The 15,336-nt window shown below is 32.6% G+C and carries 16 protein-coding genes, 2 tRNA genes and 1 pseudogene; all 19 read right to left on the bottom strand.

Annotated features, from left to right (window positions below):
- Positions 1-37 precede the first annotated feature (37 nt).
- On the bottom strand, positions 38-859 hold the full coding sequence (locus AC3VI6_RS08525) for a hypothetical protein (protein ID WP_497705863.1): 822 nt from the start codon (positions 857-859) through the stop codon (positions 38-40).
- Between the two features lie 14 nt (positions 860-873).
- The gene (locus AC3VI6_RS08520) at positions 874-1,512 is read right to left on the bottom strand and encodes a PIG-L deacetylase family protein (RefSeq protein WP_497705862.1); all 639 of its coding nucleotides are present in this window, start codon (positions 1,510-1,512) and stop codon (positions 874-876) included.
- A 75-nt stretch (positions 1,513-1,587) separates the two neighbouring features.
- Positions 1,588-2,550, bottom strand: coding sequence for a glycosyltransferase (locus tag AC3VI6_RS08515; RefSeq protein WP_497705861.1), 963 nt, complete (start codon positions 2,548-2,550; stop codon positions 1,588-1,590).
- Positions 2,522-2,911 carry an O-antigen polysaccharide polymerase Wzy gene (wzy, locus tag AC3VI6_RS08510; RefSeq protein WP_520436162.1) on the bottom strand — a complete coding sequence of 130 codons (390 nt, stop codon included), beginning with the start codon at positions 2,909-2,911 and terminating at the stop codon, positions 2,522-2,524. The genes AC3VI6_RS08515 and wzy overlap by 29 nt, the downstream gene beginning before the upstream one ends.
- A gap of 82 nt (positions 2,912-2,993) precedes the next feature.
- A complete protein-coding gene (locus tag AC3VI6_RS08505) occupies positions 2,994-3,752 on the bottom strand; it encodes a hypothetical protein (protein ID WP_497705859.1) in 759 nt (252 codons plus the stop codon).
- Complete coding sequence (locus AC3VI6_RS08500) at positions 3,749-4,828, bottom strand: hypothetical protein (protein WP_497705858.1); 1,080 nt, start codon at positions 4,826-4,828, stop codon at positions 3,749-3,751. Before AC3VI6_RS08500 ends, AC3VI6_RS08505 begins: the two co-directional genes overlap by 4 nt.
- Positions 4,829-4,978: 150 nt before the next feature.
- Positions 4,979-5,950: a Gfo/Idh/MocA family protein gene (locus AC3VI6_RS08495; RefSeq protein ID WP_497705857.1), complete on the bottom strand. Its 972-nt coding sequence runs from the start codon at positions 5,948-5,950 to the stop codon at positions 4,979-4,981.
- Between the two features lie 8 nt (positions 5,951-5,958).
- Positions 5,959-7,053, bottom strand: coding sequence for a DegT/DnrJ/EryC1/StrS family aminotransferase (locus tag AC3VI6_RS08490; protein WP_497705856.1), 1,095 nt, complete (start codon positions 7,051-7,053; stop codon positions 5,959-5,961).
- A gap of 2 nt (positions 7,054-7,055) precedes the next feature.
- Positions 7,056-7,627, bottom strand: a pseudogene (locus AC3VI6_RS08485) (acyltransferase).
- Between the two features lie 5 nt (positions 7,628-7,632).
- Positions 7,633-8,916, bottom strand: a complete 1,284-nt coding sequence (locus AC3VI6_RS08480) for a nucleotide sugar dehydrogenase (protein WP_497705855.1) — start codon at positions 8,914-8,916, stop codon at positions 7,633-7,635.
- Between the two features lie 189 nt (positions 8,917-9,105).
- Positions 9,106-10,089, bottom strand: coding sequence for an SDR family oxidoreductase (locus AC3VI6_RS08475; protein ID WP_497705854.1), 984 nt, complete (start codon positions 10,087-10,089; stop codon positions 9,106-9,108).
- Positions 10,090-10,878: 789 nt separating this feature from the next.
- Complete coding sequence (locus AC3VI6_RS08470; protein ID WP_497705853.1) at positions 10,879-11,019, bottom strand: hypothetical protein; 141 nt, start codon at positions 11,017-11,019, stop codon at positions 10,879-10,881.
- A gap of 807 nt (positions 11,020-11,826) precedes the next feature.
- Positions 11,827-12,078, bottom strand: a complete 252-nt coding sequence (locus tag AC3VI6_RS08465) for a GIY-YIG nuclease family protein (RefSeq protein WP_497705852.1) — start codon at positions 12,076-12,078, stop codon at positions 11,827-11,829.
- A gap of 234 nt (positions 12,079-12,312) precedes the next feature.
- Entirely contained in the window at positions 12,313-12,453 is a 141-nt protein-coding gene (locus AC3VI6_RS08460) for a GIY-YIG nuclease family protein (protein WP_497705851.1), read from the bottom strand.
- A gap of 124 nt (positions 12,454-12,577) precedes the next feature.
- Positions 12,578-12,829: a GIY-YIG nuclease family protein gene (locus tag AC3VI6_RS08455; RefSeq protein WP_497705850.1), complete on the bottom strand. Its 252-nt coding sequence runs from the start codon at positions 12,827-12,829 to the stop codon at positions 12,578-12,580.
- Between the two features lie 124 nt (positions 12,830-12,953).
- On the bottom strand, positions 12,954-13,205 hold the full coding sequence (locus AC3VI6_RS08450) for a GIY-YIG nuclease family protein (RefSeq protein ID WP_497705849.1): 252 nt from the start codon (positions 13,203-13,205) through the stop codon (positions 12,954-12,956).
- Between the two features lie 46 nt (positions 13,206-13,251).
- Positions 13,252-13,326: transfer RNA gene (locus tag AC3VI6_RS08445), tRNA-Val, on the bottom strand.
- 94 nt (positions 13,327-13,420) lie between these two features.
- Positions 13,421-13,495 (bottom strand) — tRNA-Val (locus tag AC3VI6_RS08440).
- A gap of 617 nt (positions 13,496-14,112) precedes the next feature.
- Positions 14,113-15,321 carry a bifunctional folylpolyglutamate synthase/dihydrofolate synthase gene (locus AC3VI6_RS08435; RefSeq protein WP_497705848.1) on the bottom strand — a complete coding sequence of 403 codons (1,209 nt, stop codon included), beginning with the start codon at positions 15,319-15,321 and terminating at the stop codon, positions 14,113-14,115.
- Positions 15,322-15,336 lie beyond the last annotated feature (15 nt).

Below are 15,336 nucleotides of genomic sequence, written 5' to 3'. Positions count from 1 at the left end.
TACCGCTCCAATTCCAATTGTCGAGTCATTACCTATTTTAATTCCTTGAATTATTGATGTATTCAGCAGCAACCCACACTCTATCACCCAAGACTACACTACCGCTAAATTGAGCGCTTGCTGTAATGAAACATGATTTACCAGCAATACAATTATGTGCAAAATGTACATGATCATCAAACTTTGTGTTCTCTCCAATTCTTGTTGGGTTTATTGTCCCTGAAACTATTGTATTATTAGCTCCTATTCTAACATTATCATCTATAAAGACTCCTCCAAGATGAGGCATCATAAAAATTTCATCATTCCCCCCCCTTTCACCACCAAATCCATGATTACCTATAACTGTGTTAGCACCAATATTACAGTTGTCTCCTATGAATGAGTTCCCTATAATGGAAACATTCGGGTAAACAACAGTGTTTTTTCCAATTATTGAATTTGGGCCTATATAAACATTAGGAAATATTTTAGCGCTATGATGTACTTTAGCGCTTTTGGATATAAAAATATTAGACTCCAACATCTCTCCTCCTTCCCTACTATAATCATCATCATAATTATTATAAATATACTCCACAAACTTCGTGAAATCAAGTCTGGGGTTAGGTGTTTTTATAATAATATTATCTACACTCTGAATAATTTCATCTACAAAAAAAACTGAGTTTTTTACTTCTTTTAGTAATTTTATAGTGTTATCTGATTTTTTTTTAATAAAAAAAATTGAGTTATCTGAGGGTTTATCTAATGAAGCTATTTTTAATAGCATAATATCTTTAAAACCATGTATTTGATTTTTATTAAATAACTTTAGTAGTTCGGAGGATTTAATTTTAAAATTATTTGAGTACAACATTATCTTATAAAATTTTAGTTAATCAATCTAATTACTTCAAAAACTTCTGCATATTGTTTTCCTATTTGCACCCCTCTTGTTCTTGCTAAAGATCTGATGAATTCTTCATTTGCGTAAGGTCTATGCTCTTGGGATTTATATTTTTTTAATGCCTCTACCTTGGTTTGAACATTATTTTCTGTTAAGACAAAAAAATTTGTAGTTGCAAAATTAAAATTATTCCAAGGCATTTCATACGACAAAATATTTGTAAACTTAAATGCTCTCACAGCTTCATTTGCTATTGTAGCATGATCTTGATGTATATCATTTAGAGAGGGTATAAATATTAAGTCAGGATTAATATCTTTTTTAAACTTTATTATATCGTCAAGAATTTCTTGTCTTTTATAATTAAATGTTCTTACATCATATTTTAACAGATGTAAATTCTCTCTTTTAATCCCCAATACTTTTGTTGCTTCTTTTACCTCCGTTATTAGAATATCTGAAGGAAATTGAGGCAATACTGACTGCTCACAAGCACTAAACGCAACATAATGCACCTCAACTCCTTCCCCAATTAGCTTTGAAATTGTCCCACCACAACCAAATTCTCCATCATCTGTATGTGGAGCTAAAACTAAAACTCTATCAATATCTTTAAACATCATTATTTATATTCTTAATTAACAATTAATATATTATATAATATTATGTCTATGTTAAAAACAAAATTTTCAACATTATTATTTATACTTTGAATAAATATCTATTATTTTTTTTGCTATACTACCAAGTTCTATAGGTTCTAGAGCAAATTGAGGAGTTATAAATTCATCATCTTTTGAATTTAACACGAAATTTACTATATCGGTATCAGAGTTTGAAATAAAACATTCTGGAATACCTTTTAACCTTTCTTTTGAATCACCAGTAGGTGTTGTGATTATTTTTAAATTACAAAAAAGAGCTTCTTTTAACACATTGCAAGAACCTTCATGTATTGAAGTTATTAACAAAAAATCAGCTGCTGAAAAGTAATAAGGTATAAGATCGTGTTTAACATTTGCAATTTCCTTAAATATACCCCAATTCCTAGACTCTAATATACTTCCTATTCGCCTAGCTTTGTCTGGATTTTTTACCCAAGCTCCTGGTCTATTAACAAAAATTATTATCTTTTTATCCAAAGGTAGATCTAATTTCAACCGTGATTCTACTTTATCTCTTTTATAGAAAAAAGATGAATCTACTCCATTAGGTAATATATCTGTTTTACTTTTAACCACATTGGGAAGAGCTTCTAACAACTCTTTACTTTTAACTATAATATGACTTGATAAATACGATGCCAAAATACTAAATAAAGTACTTACTCTACCTTTCAATGTTCTTTTTTTACCAATCGTATAATTTCCCAGTAAATCACTACCACAAAAACTAACAATAAATGGTACTTGTGAAAATAATACTCCAAAAAAAGCCAAGGTTGTACCCCAATGACAATGTACAATATCAATTTTTTCTTTCTTTATATATTTTCTTAGTTTCACACCATAGATTATTAAATGAAAAATACTTTTTCGCTTTAAAACTGGAAAAAAACTATTACTAGTTACGTATTTTTCTAAAGAGTTAATCTGACTTCTTCTGAAGCTTGAAGGCTTTTCTCCTTCTTTATTAATTGGATAAACGTGTAACACCTTCATGTTGAAAAGAAAATTTTGTAAAATGAAAAAATAATAAAGTAGGAACCAACACTCTTATAATGTCAGCCATTAAATTAAAAGGAGATCTATGCATTAAAACAACATATACCATTACAAAAAAAATTAAACTGTAATTACTCAATTGGTTTAACTTTAACTGTTTTAGAAAAAAAATTAATATAACTAAGCTGCTAGCTGTTAATAAATAATGAAAAAAGGGACCTATATAACCGAAGTTAACAGCGCCTTCAGCTACTGGGCTAAAACCTAACCCCAAACCTTTATGATAGTCTGATATATTTTCTTTTGCAAATTTGATTGATAGATCTTCAGGCCTACTTTTCCAAATTTTACTTGGCACCCAAGTTACCAATGAGTTCAAGTAGCTTTCCCCATATAAAAGTTCATTTTTTTCTAAGTTTTGTTCTGCATAAATAACACTCCTAAATGGTCACTTTAGGATCTGAATTACTATACATACTTCTATAAATATCAACATTGCTTATATTTCCAGCTCTATAACTGCTAAAAAGTATCGATAAAACAGGAATAATTAATATTATAAAAAAAAGAAAAAGAAAAGACTTTTTCTTTTTAAACCTATTATTAATTCCAAACAAAAAGCCTAAACCTCCAATTAAAATAGGATTCTTATCACTTGAATAAAGACCCCATAACACTAATATTATTATTAATACACCTCCTTGCTTATATTTTTTATTTCTGATGTAGAGAGATATAAGTATAGAAGAAAAAAATATACCTAAGTTTATGTAAAATTTATATAACGAGTTCTCTGATAATTCAATATTTCCTTGATATGTATTAACTTTTAATAATGAATTTCTAAAAAAAACTATTCCTAAAAAAAAATAAAAACCTAAAATATAATTTATTCTTTTAATTCTATTCGTAGAAACCTTAAACTCTGTTGTATTAATGAAGTTTTCAACTCTAAATAAATAAAATGGAATGATGAACCCTAGATAAGAAATTAATGACCAAAAAATGTATTTATTAGGTTTTAAGTAAATAACATCAAACCTACTAACATCTAAAAAAAGTAATTCTAATGGAATCATTAATGTGTAAGCGACATGAAAAACTGTGAAAAAGAAAATAAAATTGAAAATGCCTAGTTTTTTTTCAAATTTATTTAAAACTAGTTTAATGATTAATAAATAGACAAACAACAAAATCATATTTTATACTTTTTCATATAAAAAATCATTATTAAATCCATTGCTACAAAAGCCGATATAAATGCTAAAGTAATGACTAAAAAAGAAGACAGCCAATTCGTCAAAGAAAGTGTTAACAACAGAAACACTAATAACCCCATAAAATTCACAAAAGACATAACTGCCTTATTAGTAATTCCATCAATATAACTTCTACCACTTACATAAACACCAAAAAAAGGTATAACTACTAAAAAAAGTTTTATATCTTCTAAAAAGGTTAAAATATTTTTAGAAAAAAGATGCCCTATTATTAGCTCAATTAACAGAGATAAAATAATAGTAATAATTACAAATATTATAAAAGTATAAAAAGTTACATTAAAAAAATCTTTTTTTAGAAGATAATAGTCTTTATTGTAGCTCATCTTTGCAGAACTAGTTAGCTTAACAAATGATATAGGTTTAATTAAAATTGTAGTTGAGTTCATTATTACCTGACAAAAACCTATTGCACTTGTAATGACAATATCTTTAGTAAATAGCAATAAAAAATACGAAGGAGCTAATAATAAAAAGTAATAACTTATATCTCCAATTAGTCTATGTAAACCTTCTATAAAAAAGTCTCTGTATTTAATAACTTTGAATTCTACCTTTTCTTTTTTTAATTCTAAAACTATTAAAAATGAAGCTATAATCAATAATACTCCGTAAAGGTTTAAATAAGTTACTAAGTTTAATTTAAATAATAACAACAAAAAGGGAATACAGATTACAAAAACCAAATTCAAACTACTTGCATAAATAAACTTACTAACCCCCCTTAAATAACTCATTAAAATGGCAAAAAAACTTAACCCTATTAAATTAACTATTAGAGGTATTACCAGATATCCATAAGGTTCTCCTGCAAAAAAGATCTTATCAAATATATCAGGAGAAATAATGAACACACATAGTAAAACAATTGGCAAAATTAGTGTAGCTAATAAAGACAATACTACATAATTAATAGAATTTTCAACATCTACACTTACCTTCCTTACCAAAGTAACCCCTAGGCCTATTAAAGATACTGGAGCTAAAAAAGACATTATTCTTTTGTAATAAGTAAATAAATACATATCTACTTCACCATATTTTTCGTTTATCCCTCGGTATAACAATATTGCTCCTAAAGCAGAAAATAAATTAATTAACAGTAAAGTTAGGTATGCCTTATTTTTTATAATTAGTTTAATCAATTAAATTATATTAAATGGGTGCTTAACTAATTCTTTTTTTGCAAAAGGATGGTATTCTCCTTTTAACCCTACAGGATTTAAACTTCTTATATCGTGAACAATTTCAATTGCTTGACGAGCATCAGACAATCCATACCCTTTTCCATTTATTATTCCTTCATATACTCTTGTGTGTAAATCTGTAAACCCACCTGAAAACTCCAATTCTTCACCTTCAATCGTTATTGAGCGATACGTTCTTTGTCCTTTAGCTTTAATCTCCTTTGGTAACACGTCATAGTTTATTGACAAGAACCAACGTACTCTTGCTCGTTCAAACTCTAAATATCCAGCAGCTCTATCATGAGTGTGTACATGTACAATGTTTTGCTTTACTTCTCCAAAAATCCAAGAAAGCATATCATAAAAATGGACACCTATATTAGTAGCAATACCTCCTGACTTATGAACATCTCCCTTCCAAGATGTATAATACCAGTTTCCTCTTGAAGTTAAATAAGTTAAATCAACATCAAAAATTTTGTCGCCTGGAGCATTATCTACTTTATTTTTTAATTCTATAATGCTTTGATGCTCTCTTAATTGTAAAATATTCCACACTCTCTGTCCTGATTCTTTCTCCATTTTTTCAAGAGCATCAATATTCCATGGGTTCAACACCAAAGGCTTTTCACAAATCGCATCGGCTCCCCTTCTTAATGCCATACGAATGTGGGAATCATGTAAATAGTTTGGAGTACAAATGCTCACATAATCAAGTTTTACTCCTTTATCATACTTTAGTTTTTCAATATGTCTATCAAAACGCTCAGTTTCTACAAAAAAATCAGCATCTGGAAAATAACTATCCATAATCCCTACACTGTCAAACTTATCTAATGCGGCAACTAAATTATTATTTGTATCCTTAATTGCTTTTAAATGCCTTGGAGCTATATAACCTGATGCTCCTATCAATGCAAAATTTTTCATTGTCAATTTTATATTAATTCAATTAAGTTTTTTACTATATATTTTTGTTCTTCCAATGTTAAGTACGGATTCATAGGTAAGCTCATAATTTCAGTAGCTATTTTTTCAGAAATAGGATAATCTCCAACACTACCTCCTAAATAAGAAAAACATTCTTGTAGGTGTAATGGCTTTGGATAATGTACAGCTGTAGGAATACCCTTTTCTTTTAGTTTTTGCTGTATATTATCTCTATTTTTTACTCGAATAGAATACTGAGCCCAAACAGAAGTTCTTTCCTTTAAAACTACTGGGGTTTTTAGTTTACCCTTTAATAGCTCCGTATACTCTTCTGCAACATGTTGTCTTCTTTCTATATCTTTGGTATAATGAGCTAACTTAACGTTTAACACTGCTGCTTGTAGCGTATCAAGTCTTCCTCCCATACCAATGTATTTATGATGATAACGTTTTGTTTGTCCATGTACACGCATACTCTTCATTTTCTCAGCTAAAACATCATCATTAGTAAAAACAGCACCTCCATCTCCAAAACAACCTAAAGGTTTAGCTGGAAAGAAACTTGTAGTTCCAATCGTTGATAAGTTTCCACTTTTATTCCCTTTATAAGTAGCTCCAAAACTCTGCGCACCATCTTCAATTACAGCTAAACTATACTTATCTGCAATAGCATTAACACTATCCATATCTGCCGTTTGACCATACAAAGAGACAGGCATAATAGCTTTAGTTTTTTCTGTTATTTTAGCTTCTATTTTAGAAGCGTCTATATTATAAGTCACTTCATCAATATCAACAAAAACTGGTACAGCTCCTAAAAAAGCTATGGTTTCTGCTGTAGCTATAAAAGTAAATGGAGTTGTGATAACCTCATCTCCTGGCTTTATATCCAAAGCCATCATTGCTAACAATAGAGCATCCGTTCCATTAGAACAAGCAATTGAGTGTTTTACCCCAATGAATTCACTAAGCGATTTCTCTAAATCATACACTTCTTTACCCATTATAAAGGATGAGTTATCAATTACCCCCTTTAATGCTAAATCAAGTTCATTTTTATGCTCTTGATATGCTAAATTTAAGTTTGCAAAGTCTATGTTCATACCTATTTTATTTTACTAACCTTCTCGTTTTCGATTTTATACTTCTGACCACTTTCTTCACAAACCGCAAATCCTTGATCATTAAAATGGAGACGATGTCCATATTCACTTACCCAACCTATTTGTCTTGATGGATTGCCTACAACCAAAGCATAAGGTTTGATTGTTTTTGTCACAACAGCTCCCGCACCAATAAAAGCATACTCTCCTATATCATTCCCACAAACAATGGTTGCATTAGCTCCAATACTAGCTCCTTTTTTTACTATTGTTTTTTTGTACTCGCTTTTTCTATTAACAGCACTTCTTGGGTTAATCACATTAGTAAATACCATGGATGGCCCAAAAAAACATCTTCTTCACAAATTACCCCAGTATATATAGAAACATTATTTTGTACCTTAACATTATTTCCTAAAACAACATCTGGTGACACTACTACATTCTGTCCTATATTACATTTTTCCCCTATAGTAGAATTTGACATAATATGTGAAAAACACCAAATCTTTGTACCTTTTCCTATTACAGCTTCTTTATCGATTATAGCTGTTTCGTGAACAAAATACTCCATTTTAATTACAGATTTTTATCTTTTATAGTAGTAGCTAATACGTTTTTTACATCGTATACTACTGATTTTTCATTTCGTAATGATGAAAAGTCTAAGTCTTCAAACTCTTTATGTGCTACTGTTAATACAATCGCATCAAAAGATTCTTTTGGTAGCTCCCTTGTTGAAACCAATCCGTACTCATGCCTTACTTCCTCTTCGTTTGCCCAAGGATCGTAAATAGTAATATCCGTTCCGTACTCTTTTAACGCAGCAACCACATCCACTACCTTAGTATTTCGTACATCAGGGCAATTTTCTTTAAAGGTTACTCCTAACACTAAAACGTTCGCATCTTTTACGCGAATATCTTTTTTAATCATCAGCTTTACCACTTCAGAAGCTACATATTCACCCATGCTATCATTCAATCTACGCCCTGCCAAGATTATTTCTGGATGGTATCCATACTCTTGCGCTTTCTGTGCTAAATAATAAGGATCAACTCCTATACAATGCCCTCCAACTAATCCAGGTTTGAATGGTAGAAAGTTCCATTTGGTTCCAGCTGCTTCTAGCACATCGTGTGTATTGATATCCATCAATCCAAAAATTTTAGCTAACTCATTTACAAAAGCAATATTGATGTCTCTTTGAGAATTTTCAATCACTTTGGCTGCTTCCGCCACTTTAATTGTTGGTGCTAAATGTGTCCCTGCAGTAATCACCGATTTATACAAGTCGTCTACTCTTTTTCCTATTTCAGGTGTAGACCCTGAAGTAACTTTCAAAATTTTTTCAACCGTATGCTCCTTGTCTCCTGGATTGATACGTTCTGGCGAGTATCCTCCGTAAAAATCTTTATTGAATTCTAATCCAGATACTCTTTCTAACACAGGAATACATTCTTCCTCAGTTGCACCAGGATACACTGTCGACTCATATACTACAATATCTCCTTGCTTTAACACTGCCCCTACCGTTTCACTCGCTTTTACCAAGGGAGTTAATACAGGTCGATTGTTCTTATCAACAGGAGTTGGTACTGTTACTATATAATAGTTACACTCTTTAATATCTTCCAAAGAAGTAGAACAAAACAATCCATTTGAATCTGAAGGCTTTTCTACTAATACTGATTGTAATATCTCATCCTCTACTTCTAAAGTAGTATCTGTTCCCGACATTAATTCAATTACACGTTCTTTATTGATATCAAAACCAACGGTAGGATATTTTGTAGCGAATAATCTTGCTAACGGTAATCCTACATACCCTAATCCTATAACGGCTATTTTTGGTTGCTTCATTATTTTTTTTGACTATGACTATGACTAAAACAAAGACTATGACTTAGACTTAGACTGGTCTTATTTTACTTATTAACTATTTTCTTTCTTAATCCAACTATTCTTATTTGCAAGCTAATTATTGTTTCTAAAACTTTTAAAAAGTCTACTTCTGAAATATAATTTATTCTTAGACTAAATACCTTCCAATTACAAATTTTCCCAATACCACTTCACCGCTTCTTTTAACCCTTGCTGAAGTGAGTATTGTGGATTATAATTCAATAATTTTGTTGCTTTCTCTACACTTGCCAAAGAATGAGGAATATCCCCTACTCTATTAGGTCCATGTTGTACCTCTATATTCTTTATAGAGTCGTCGAACTCTGATAAGTAATCTTTTAAATACCCTACCAAATCATTCAACGTGTTTCTATCTCCGTACGCTACATTATATACTGTATTTATTGCTTCAGGTTTATCCGCTACTAAAGACAATAAGTTTGCTTGAATTACATTATCAATGTAGGTGAAATCTCTTGAATAATTCCCATCTCCGTTAATTGTAGGTGACTCACCTTTCATAAATTGCCCTACGAACTTTGGAATTACTGCTGCATACGCTCCATTTGGATCTTGCTTTCTACCAAATACATTGAAATAACGGAGTCCGATCGTTTCTAAACCATAGGTTTTTGCAAAAACATCTGCATACAATTCATTCACATATTTTGTGATAGCATAAGGAGATAATGGTTTCCCTATCACATCTTCTACTTTTGGCAACCCTTTTGAATCTCCATAGGTTGAAGAACTGGCAGCGTATACAAAACGTTTTACCCCTGCATCTCTTGAAGCTACTAGCATATTTAGAAATCCTCCCACATTTACATCGTTAGAAGTAATAGGATCGTTAATTGATCTAGGCACCGAACCTAAAGCTGCTTGATGTAGTACATAGTCTACTCCTTCAACAGCTTTCTTACAATCTTCTAAGTTTCTTATATCACCTTCTATTAACTTGAAATTTGGATTATCATGAAGGTGCGTTATATTTTCTCTTTTTCCTGTAGCGAAGTTATCTAAACACACTACTTTGTTGTTCTTTTCTAATAGTACCTCACAAAGATTGGAACCTATAAAACCAGCACCTCCAGTAACTACTATTTTCTTTTCGGAAAGATCTATATTCATTTTTAAGAAGTTAAAAATTTCTTTTTCTCTTTTATTAGTCCGCAAAACTACAAAAAACAATATTAATAAAAGGTTATAAAACAAAAAAGGCTGTATAAGTTATTTTTTTATTCCACAAGATATAAAGATACTTCCGAGGCGTCGGGATTCTCCCCTTCTCTCCGAGAAATCACTTGATGTGACAATCTTTATACTGTTCATTTTTTCCATTGATAAAAAAACGAACCAAAAAAATCTAGACTTACGAACCTTTATCTAAATTTCTTGCTCGTTCTCTAAATTTTAGGAACTCGCCTTTACAAAGCAGTACTTTAAATAAAACTCCGTTTAGGCTCAAACAGCCTAAAATTTTACGGGAACTTCACTTCAAATTTTACGATAAATTTTCGGTAGGTCGGGGTTATTCTTTTACGCTCTTGTCCTTAAAATTGTATTACTGCCATTTTGATTACCCTTCGACTACGCTCGGGGTGCAGCGTTCAGTATCAGTTTATGGCAACGGTCTTTTCTATTTATTCCCCACATTCATTTTTTGCTTGTCCAAAAAACGAATCAAAAAAGGACACTTTTTCAACAGGAATTTCTGCCATGCAGAAACGTACGCAAAACTTCGCGGCGTTTCACACCTGAATCTCGAAGCTTTTGAGTACTATTCTTATGAAAAAGAAGTTATTATTCTTGGATTCTACTAAATGAAAATAGGTCGGGGTTGTTTTTGACGGTTCTATACAATGAGATCCTGAAATCTTCCGAAATTTCGGAACAGGATGACGTATCCTTTCTTTTTGATTACCCTTCGACTACGCTCAGGGTGCTGCGTTCAGTATCAGTTTGTGGTAACGGTCTTTTCTTTTTATTCCCCCATTCATTTTTTGCTTGTCCAAAAAACGAATCAAAAAAAGACACTTTTTCAATAGGAATTTCTGCCATGCAGAACCGTACGCAAAACTTCGCGGCGTTTCACGCCTGAATCTCGAAGCTTTTGAGTACTATTCTTATGAAAAAGAAGTTATTATTCTTGGGTTCTACTAAAATGAAAAGTAGGTCGGGGTTGTTTTTGACGGTTCTATACAATGAGATCCTGAAATCTTCCGAAATTTCGGAACAGGATGAAGCACTCTTTCTTTTAATTACCCTTCGAATACGCTCAGGGTACAGCGTTCAGTGTTAGTTTGTGATAAGGATCTTTTTTTTACCCTCCATTCATTTTTTGCTTGTCCAAAAAACGAATCAAAAAAGGACACTTTTTCAATAGGAATTTCTGCCATGCAGAACCGTACGCAAAACTTCGCGGCGATGCTCACCTGAATCTCGAAGCTTTTGCGTACTATTCTTATGAAAAAGAAGTTATTATTCTTGGGTTCTACTAAATGAAAATAGGTCGGGGTTGAGATTAACTACACTGAATCTAAGGATTTAGCTACGCTGAACCTAAAGACTTCTCCTTACAGTCGAAATGACTTAATTTTCTTTTATGCTGTTCATTTTTTCCATCGATGAAAAAACGAACCAAAAAAATCTAGACTTACGAACCTTTATCTAAATTTTCGGTAGGTCGGAAACACTTTGAAATATCAAACTTTTTGAATACAAAATATAAACAAAGTAACTCATAGCTATAAAGCAAAAAACCTCTACAAAATGTAGAGGTTTTATCTGTGGGCGCTGCTTGTCCCGAATTCATTTCGGGAAAGGGATTCGAACCTCCCGATTAGCATCGGGATAAACACTGACCCTCTACCTATTCTTCTCTATTAAAACCTCTATCATCTTTCTACTCTTCCATTTTTTAATCTCAAATTCTCTTTTAACTGCTACTTCTTTGGAAATATACGCTTCTTGATATACCACAATCCAATCTTTTGCTTTTGATGTATATCCTTTATGATTTGACAAATGTTTTCTTAATCGGTTTTCCACGTCATTCGTAGAACCGATATAATATTTATCTAAAGTTTTTGAATACAAAATATAAACGAAGTAATTCATAGCTGTAAAATAAAAAAACCTCTACATTTTGTAGAGGTTTTATCTGTGGGCGCTGCTTGTCCCGAATTTATTTCGGGAAAGGGATTCGAACCTCCCGATTAGCATCGGGATAAACACTGACCCTTTACCTATTCTTCTCAATTAAAACCTCTATCATCTTTCTACTCTTCCATTTTTTAATCGAAAACTCTCTTTTAACCGCTAACTCTTTAGAACCACACACTTCTTGATACACTACAATCCAGTCTTTTGCTTTTGATGTATATCTTTATGATTTGACAAATGTTTTCTTAATCGGTTTTCCACGTCATTCGCAGAACCGATATAATATTTATCTAAAGTTTTTGAATACAAAATATAAACGAAGTAATTCATAGCTGTAAAATAAAAAAACCTCTACATTTTGTAGAGGTTTTATCTGTGGGCGCTGCTTGTCCCGAATTTATTTCGGGAAAGGGATTCGAACCTCCCGATTAGCATCGGGATAAACACTGACCCTTTACCTATTCTTCTCAATTAAAACCTCTATCATCTTTCTACTCTTCCATTTTTTAATCGAAAACTCTCTTTTAACCGCTAACTCTTTAGAACCACACACTTCTTGATACACCACAATCCAGTCTTTTGCTTTTGATGTATACCCTTTGTGATTTGACAAATGCTTTTTTAATCGGTTTACCACATCATTCGCAGAACCGACATAATATTTATCTAAAGTTTTTGAATACAAAATATAAACAAAGTAATTCATAGCTGTAAAATAAAAAAACCTCTACAAAATGTAGAGGTTTTATCTGTGGGCGCTGCTTGTCCCGAATTCATTTCGGGAAAGGGATTCGAACCTCCCGATTAGCATCGGGATAAACACTGACTCTCTACCTATTCTTCTCAATTAAAACCTCTATCATCTTTCTACTCTTCCATTTTTTAATCGAAAACTCTCTTTTAACCGCTAACTCTTTAGAACCACACACTTCTTGATACACCACAATCCAGTCTTTTGCTTTTGATGTATATCCTTTATGATTTGACAAATGTTTTCTTAATCGGTTTTCCACATCATTCGTAGAACCGATATAATATTTATCTAAAGTTTTTGAATACAAAATATAAACGAAGTAATTCATAGCTGTAAAATAAAAAAACCTCTACATTTTGTAGAGGTTTTATCTGTGGGCGCGAAGGGATTCGAACCCCTGACCCCTTGGGTGTAAACCAAGTGCTCTGAACCAACTGAGCTACGCGCCCTTTTTTGTTTAAACTCGTTAAGGTTTCGAGTGGTAACCCTGACTCTCCCGATGTTAATCTGGATGATGATTACATTTAACTCTTTTAAGAGTTGTGGGCGCGAAGGGATTCGAACCCCTGACCCCTTGGGTGTAAACCAAGTGCTCTGAACCAACTGAGCTACGCGCCCTTTTTTATTTAAACTCGTTAAGGTTTCGAGTGGTAACCCTGACTCTCCCGATGTTAATCGGGATGCTCTGAACCAACTGAGCTACGCGCCCTTTTTTATTTAAACTCGTTAAGGATTCGAGTGGTAACCCTGACTCTCCCGATGTTAATCGGGATGCTCTGAACCAACTGAGCTACGCGCCCTTTTTTATTTAAACTCGTTAAGGTTTCGAGTGGTAACCCTGACTCTCCCGATGTTAATCGGGATGCTCTGAACCAACTGAGCTACGCGCCCTTTTTTATTTAAACTCGTTAAGGTTTCGAGTGGTAACCCTGACTCTCCCGATGTTAATCGGGATGCTCTGAACCAACTGAGCTACGCGCCCTTTTTTATTTAAACTCGTTAAGGTTTCGAGTGGTAACCCTGACTCTCCCGATGTTAATCGGGATGCTCTGAACCAACTGAGCTACGCGCCCTTTTTTATTTAAACTCGTTAAGGATTCGAGTAGTAACCCTGACCCTCCCGATGTTAATCGGGATGCTCTGAACCAACTGAGCTACGCAATCTTACTTGTTAATTGCGGATGCAAATATATAACAGTTTTAGAGATTGGCAATAACTTTTTTCATTTTTTTTTCTATAAAATTTCTGCCACTACAAATGTGCTTCCACCTACGTAGATTACATCCTTCTCAGATGCATTTGCTTTAGACTTTTCAAGTGCCTGAATTACAGAATCAAACACCTCTCCTACCAATCCAAATTCGTTAGCTTGGGCTTTTAATTCATCTGCTGACAACCCACGAGGAATATTTGGTTTACAGAAATAATACATCGCATTTTTTGGAAACATGGGTAAAATTTCACTCAAATTTTTATCTGAAACTACTCCTAAAACGATGTGTAATTGCTTATAATTTTCCTTTTTTAATTGTTCTAAGGTATAAAATAATCCTTCTTTGTTATGTGCTGTATCACAAATTACCTTCGGATTGTTCTGTAACACCTGCCAACGTCCTTTTAAATTGGTGTTTTTTACTACGTTTAACAATCCGTTTTTGATATTTTCTTCAGAAACTTTATACTCTTTTACTTGTTGAATCGTAGTTACCGCTGTGGCTACATTGTGCTTTTGATAGTCTCCTAGTAAATCCGTTGTATAGCTTTTTGGGTTATCTGAAGCAAAAACAATAGAAGCATTACATACTTCCGCTTTAGCGATAAAAACATTCTCTGTTTCTTTTTGACGTTCACCAATAACTACAGGAATATTCTGTTTGATGATTCCTGCCTTTTCAAAAGCTATTTCTGGTAAGGTTTCTCCTAAAAATTGGGTGTGATCCAACCCGATGTTCGTAATTACCGAAACTTCAGGCGTAATTATATTGGTAGAATCTAATCTTCCTCCTAAACCTACTTCAATAATCGCAATATCTACTTTTTGATTGGCAAATTCTTCAAACGCCATCCCTACTGTCATTTCAAAAAAAGACAATCCTTGCTTTTCTAAAAAGGCTTTATTGTTTACTATAAAATCAATTACCGCATCTCTGGAAATCTCTTCTCCGTTGATTCGAATGCGTTCTGTGAAGTTTTTTAAATGTGGAGACGTATACAATCCAACTTTATAACCCGCCTCTTGTAATATAGAAGCTAGCATATGACTAGTGGATCCTTTCCCGTTCGTTCCTCCTACATGAATCGTTTTGAACTTTTTATGTGGATTCCCAAGCTCTTCACACAATGCAACAATATTGGTTAAATCTTTTTCAAATGCTGTTTGTCCTTGACGTTGGTACATTGGCAACTGAGCAAACATCCAATCTAGTACTTCTTGGTAAGTCATTAAACAATTATATTA

The organism is Tenacibaculum sp. TB-56 (assembly GCF_059716275.2).
This window is presented reverse-complemented; position numbering and strand designations above follow the sequence as displayed.

Coding starts and splice junctions, on each gene's coding strand:
- AC3VI6_RS08450 (WP_497705849.1), bottom strand. CDS start 13,205: ATGAATTACTTCGTTTATATTTTGTATTCAAAAACTTTAGATAAATAT.
- AC3VI6_RS08475 (WP_497705854.1), bottom strand. CDS start 10,089: ATGAATATAGATCTTTCCGAAAAGAAAATAGTAGTTACTGGAGGTGCT.
- AC3VI6_RS08460 (WP_497705851.1), bottom strand. CDS start 12,453: ATGAATTACTTCGTTTATATTTTGTATTCAAAAACTTTAGATAAATAT.
- AC3VI6_RS08505 (WP_497705859.1), bottom strand. CDS start 3,752: ATGATTTTGTTGTTTGTCTATTTATTAATCATTAAACTAGTTTTAAAT.
- AC3VI6_RS08515 (WP_497705861.1), bottom strand. CDS start 2,550: ATGAAGGTGTTACACGTTTATCCAATTAATAAAGAAGGAGAAAAGCCT.
- AC3VI6_RS08520 (WP_497705862.1), bottom strand. CDS start 1,512: ATGATGTTTAAAGATATTGATAGAGTTTTAGTTTTAGCTCCACATACA.
- AC3VI6_RS08495 (WP_497705857.1), bottom strand. CDS start 5,950: ATGAAAAATTTTGCATTGATAGGAGCATCAGGTTATATAGCTCCAAGG.
- AC3VI6_RS08500 (WP_497705858.1), bottom strand. CDS start 4,828: ATGTCTTTTTTAGCTCCAGTATCTTTAATAGGCCTAGGGGTTACTTTG.
- AC3VI6_RS08435 (WP_497705848.1), bottom strand. CDS start 15,321: ATGACTTACCAAGAAGTACTAGATTGGATGTTTGCTCAGTTGCCAATG.
- AC3VI6_RS08470 (WP_497705853.1), bottom strand. CDS start 11,019: ATGGCAGAAATTCCTATTGAAAAAGTGTCTTTTTTTGATTCGTTTTTT.
- AC3VI6_RS08525 (WP_497705863.1), bottom strand. CDS start 859: ATGTTGTACTCAAATAATTTTAAAATTAAATCCTCCGAACTACTAAAG.
- AC3VI6_RS08465 (WP_497705852.1), bottom strand. CDS start 12,078: ATGAATTACTTCGTTTATATTTTGTATTCAAAAACTTTAGATAAATAT.
- AC3VI6_RS08480 (WP_497705855.1), bottom strand. CDS start 8,916: ATGAAGCAACCAAAAATAGCCGTTATAGGATTAGGGTATGTAGGATTA.
- AC3VI6_RS08490 (WP_497705856.1), bottom strand. CDS start 7,053: ATGAACATAGACTTTGCAAACTTAAATTTAGCATATCAAGAGCATAAA.
- AC3VI6_RS08455 (WP_497705850.1), bottom strand. CDS start 12,829: ATGAATTACTTTGTTTATATTTTGTATTCAAAAACTTTAGATAAATAT.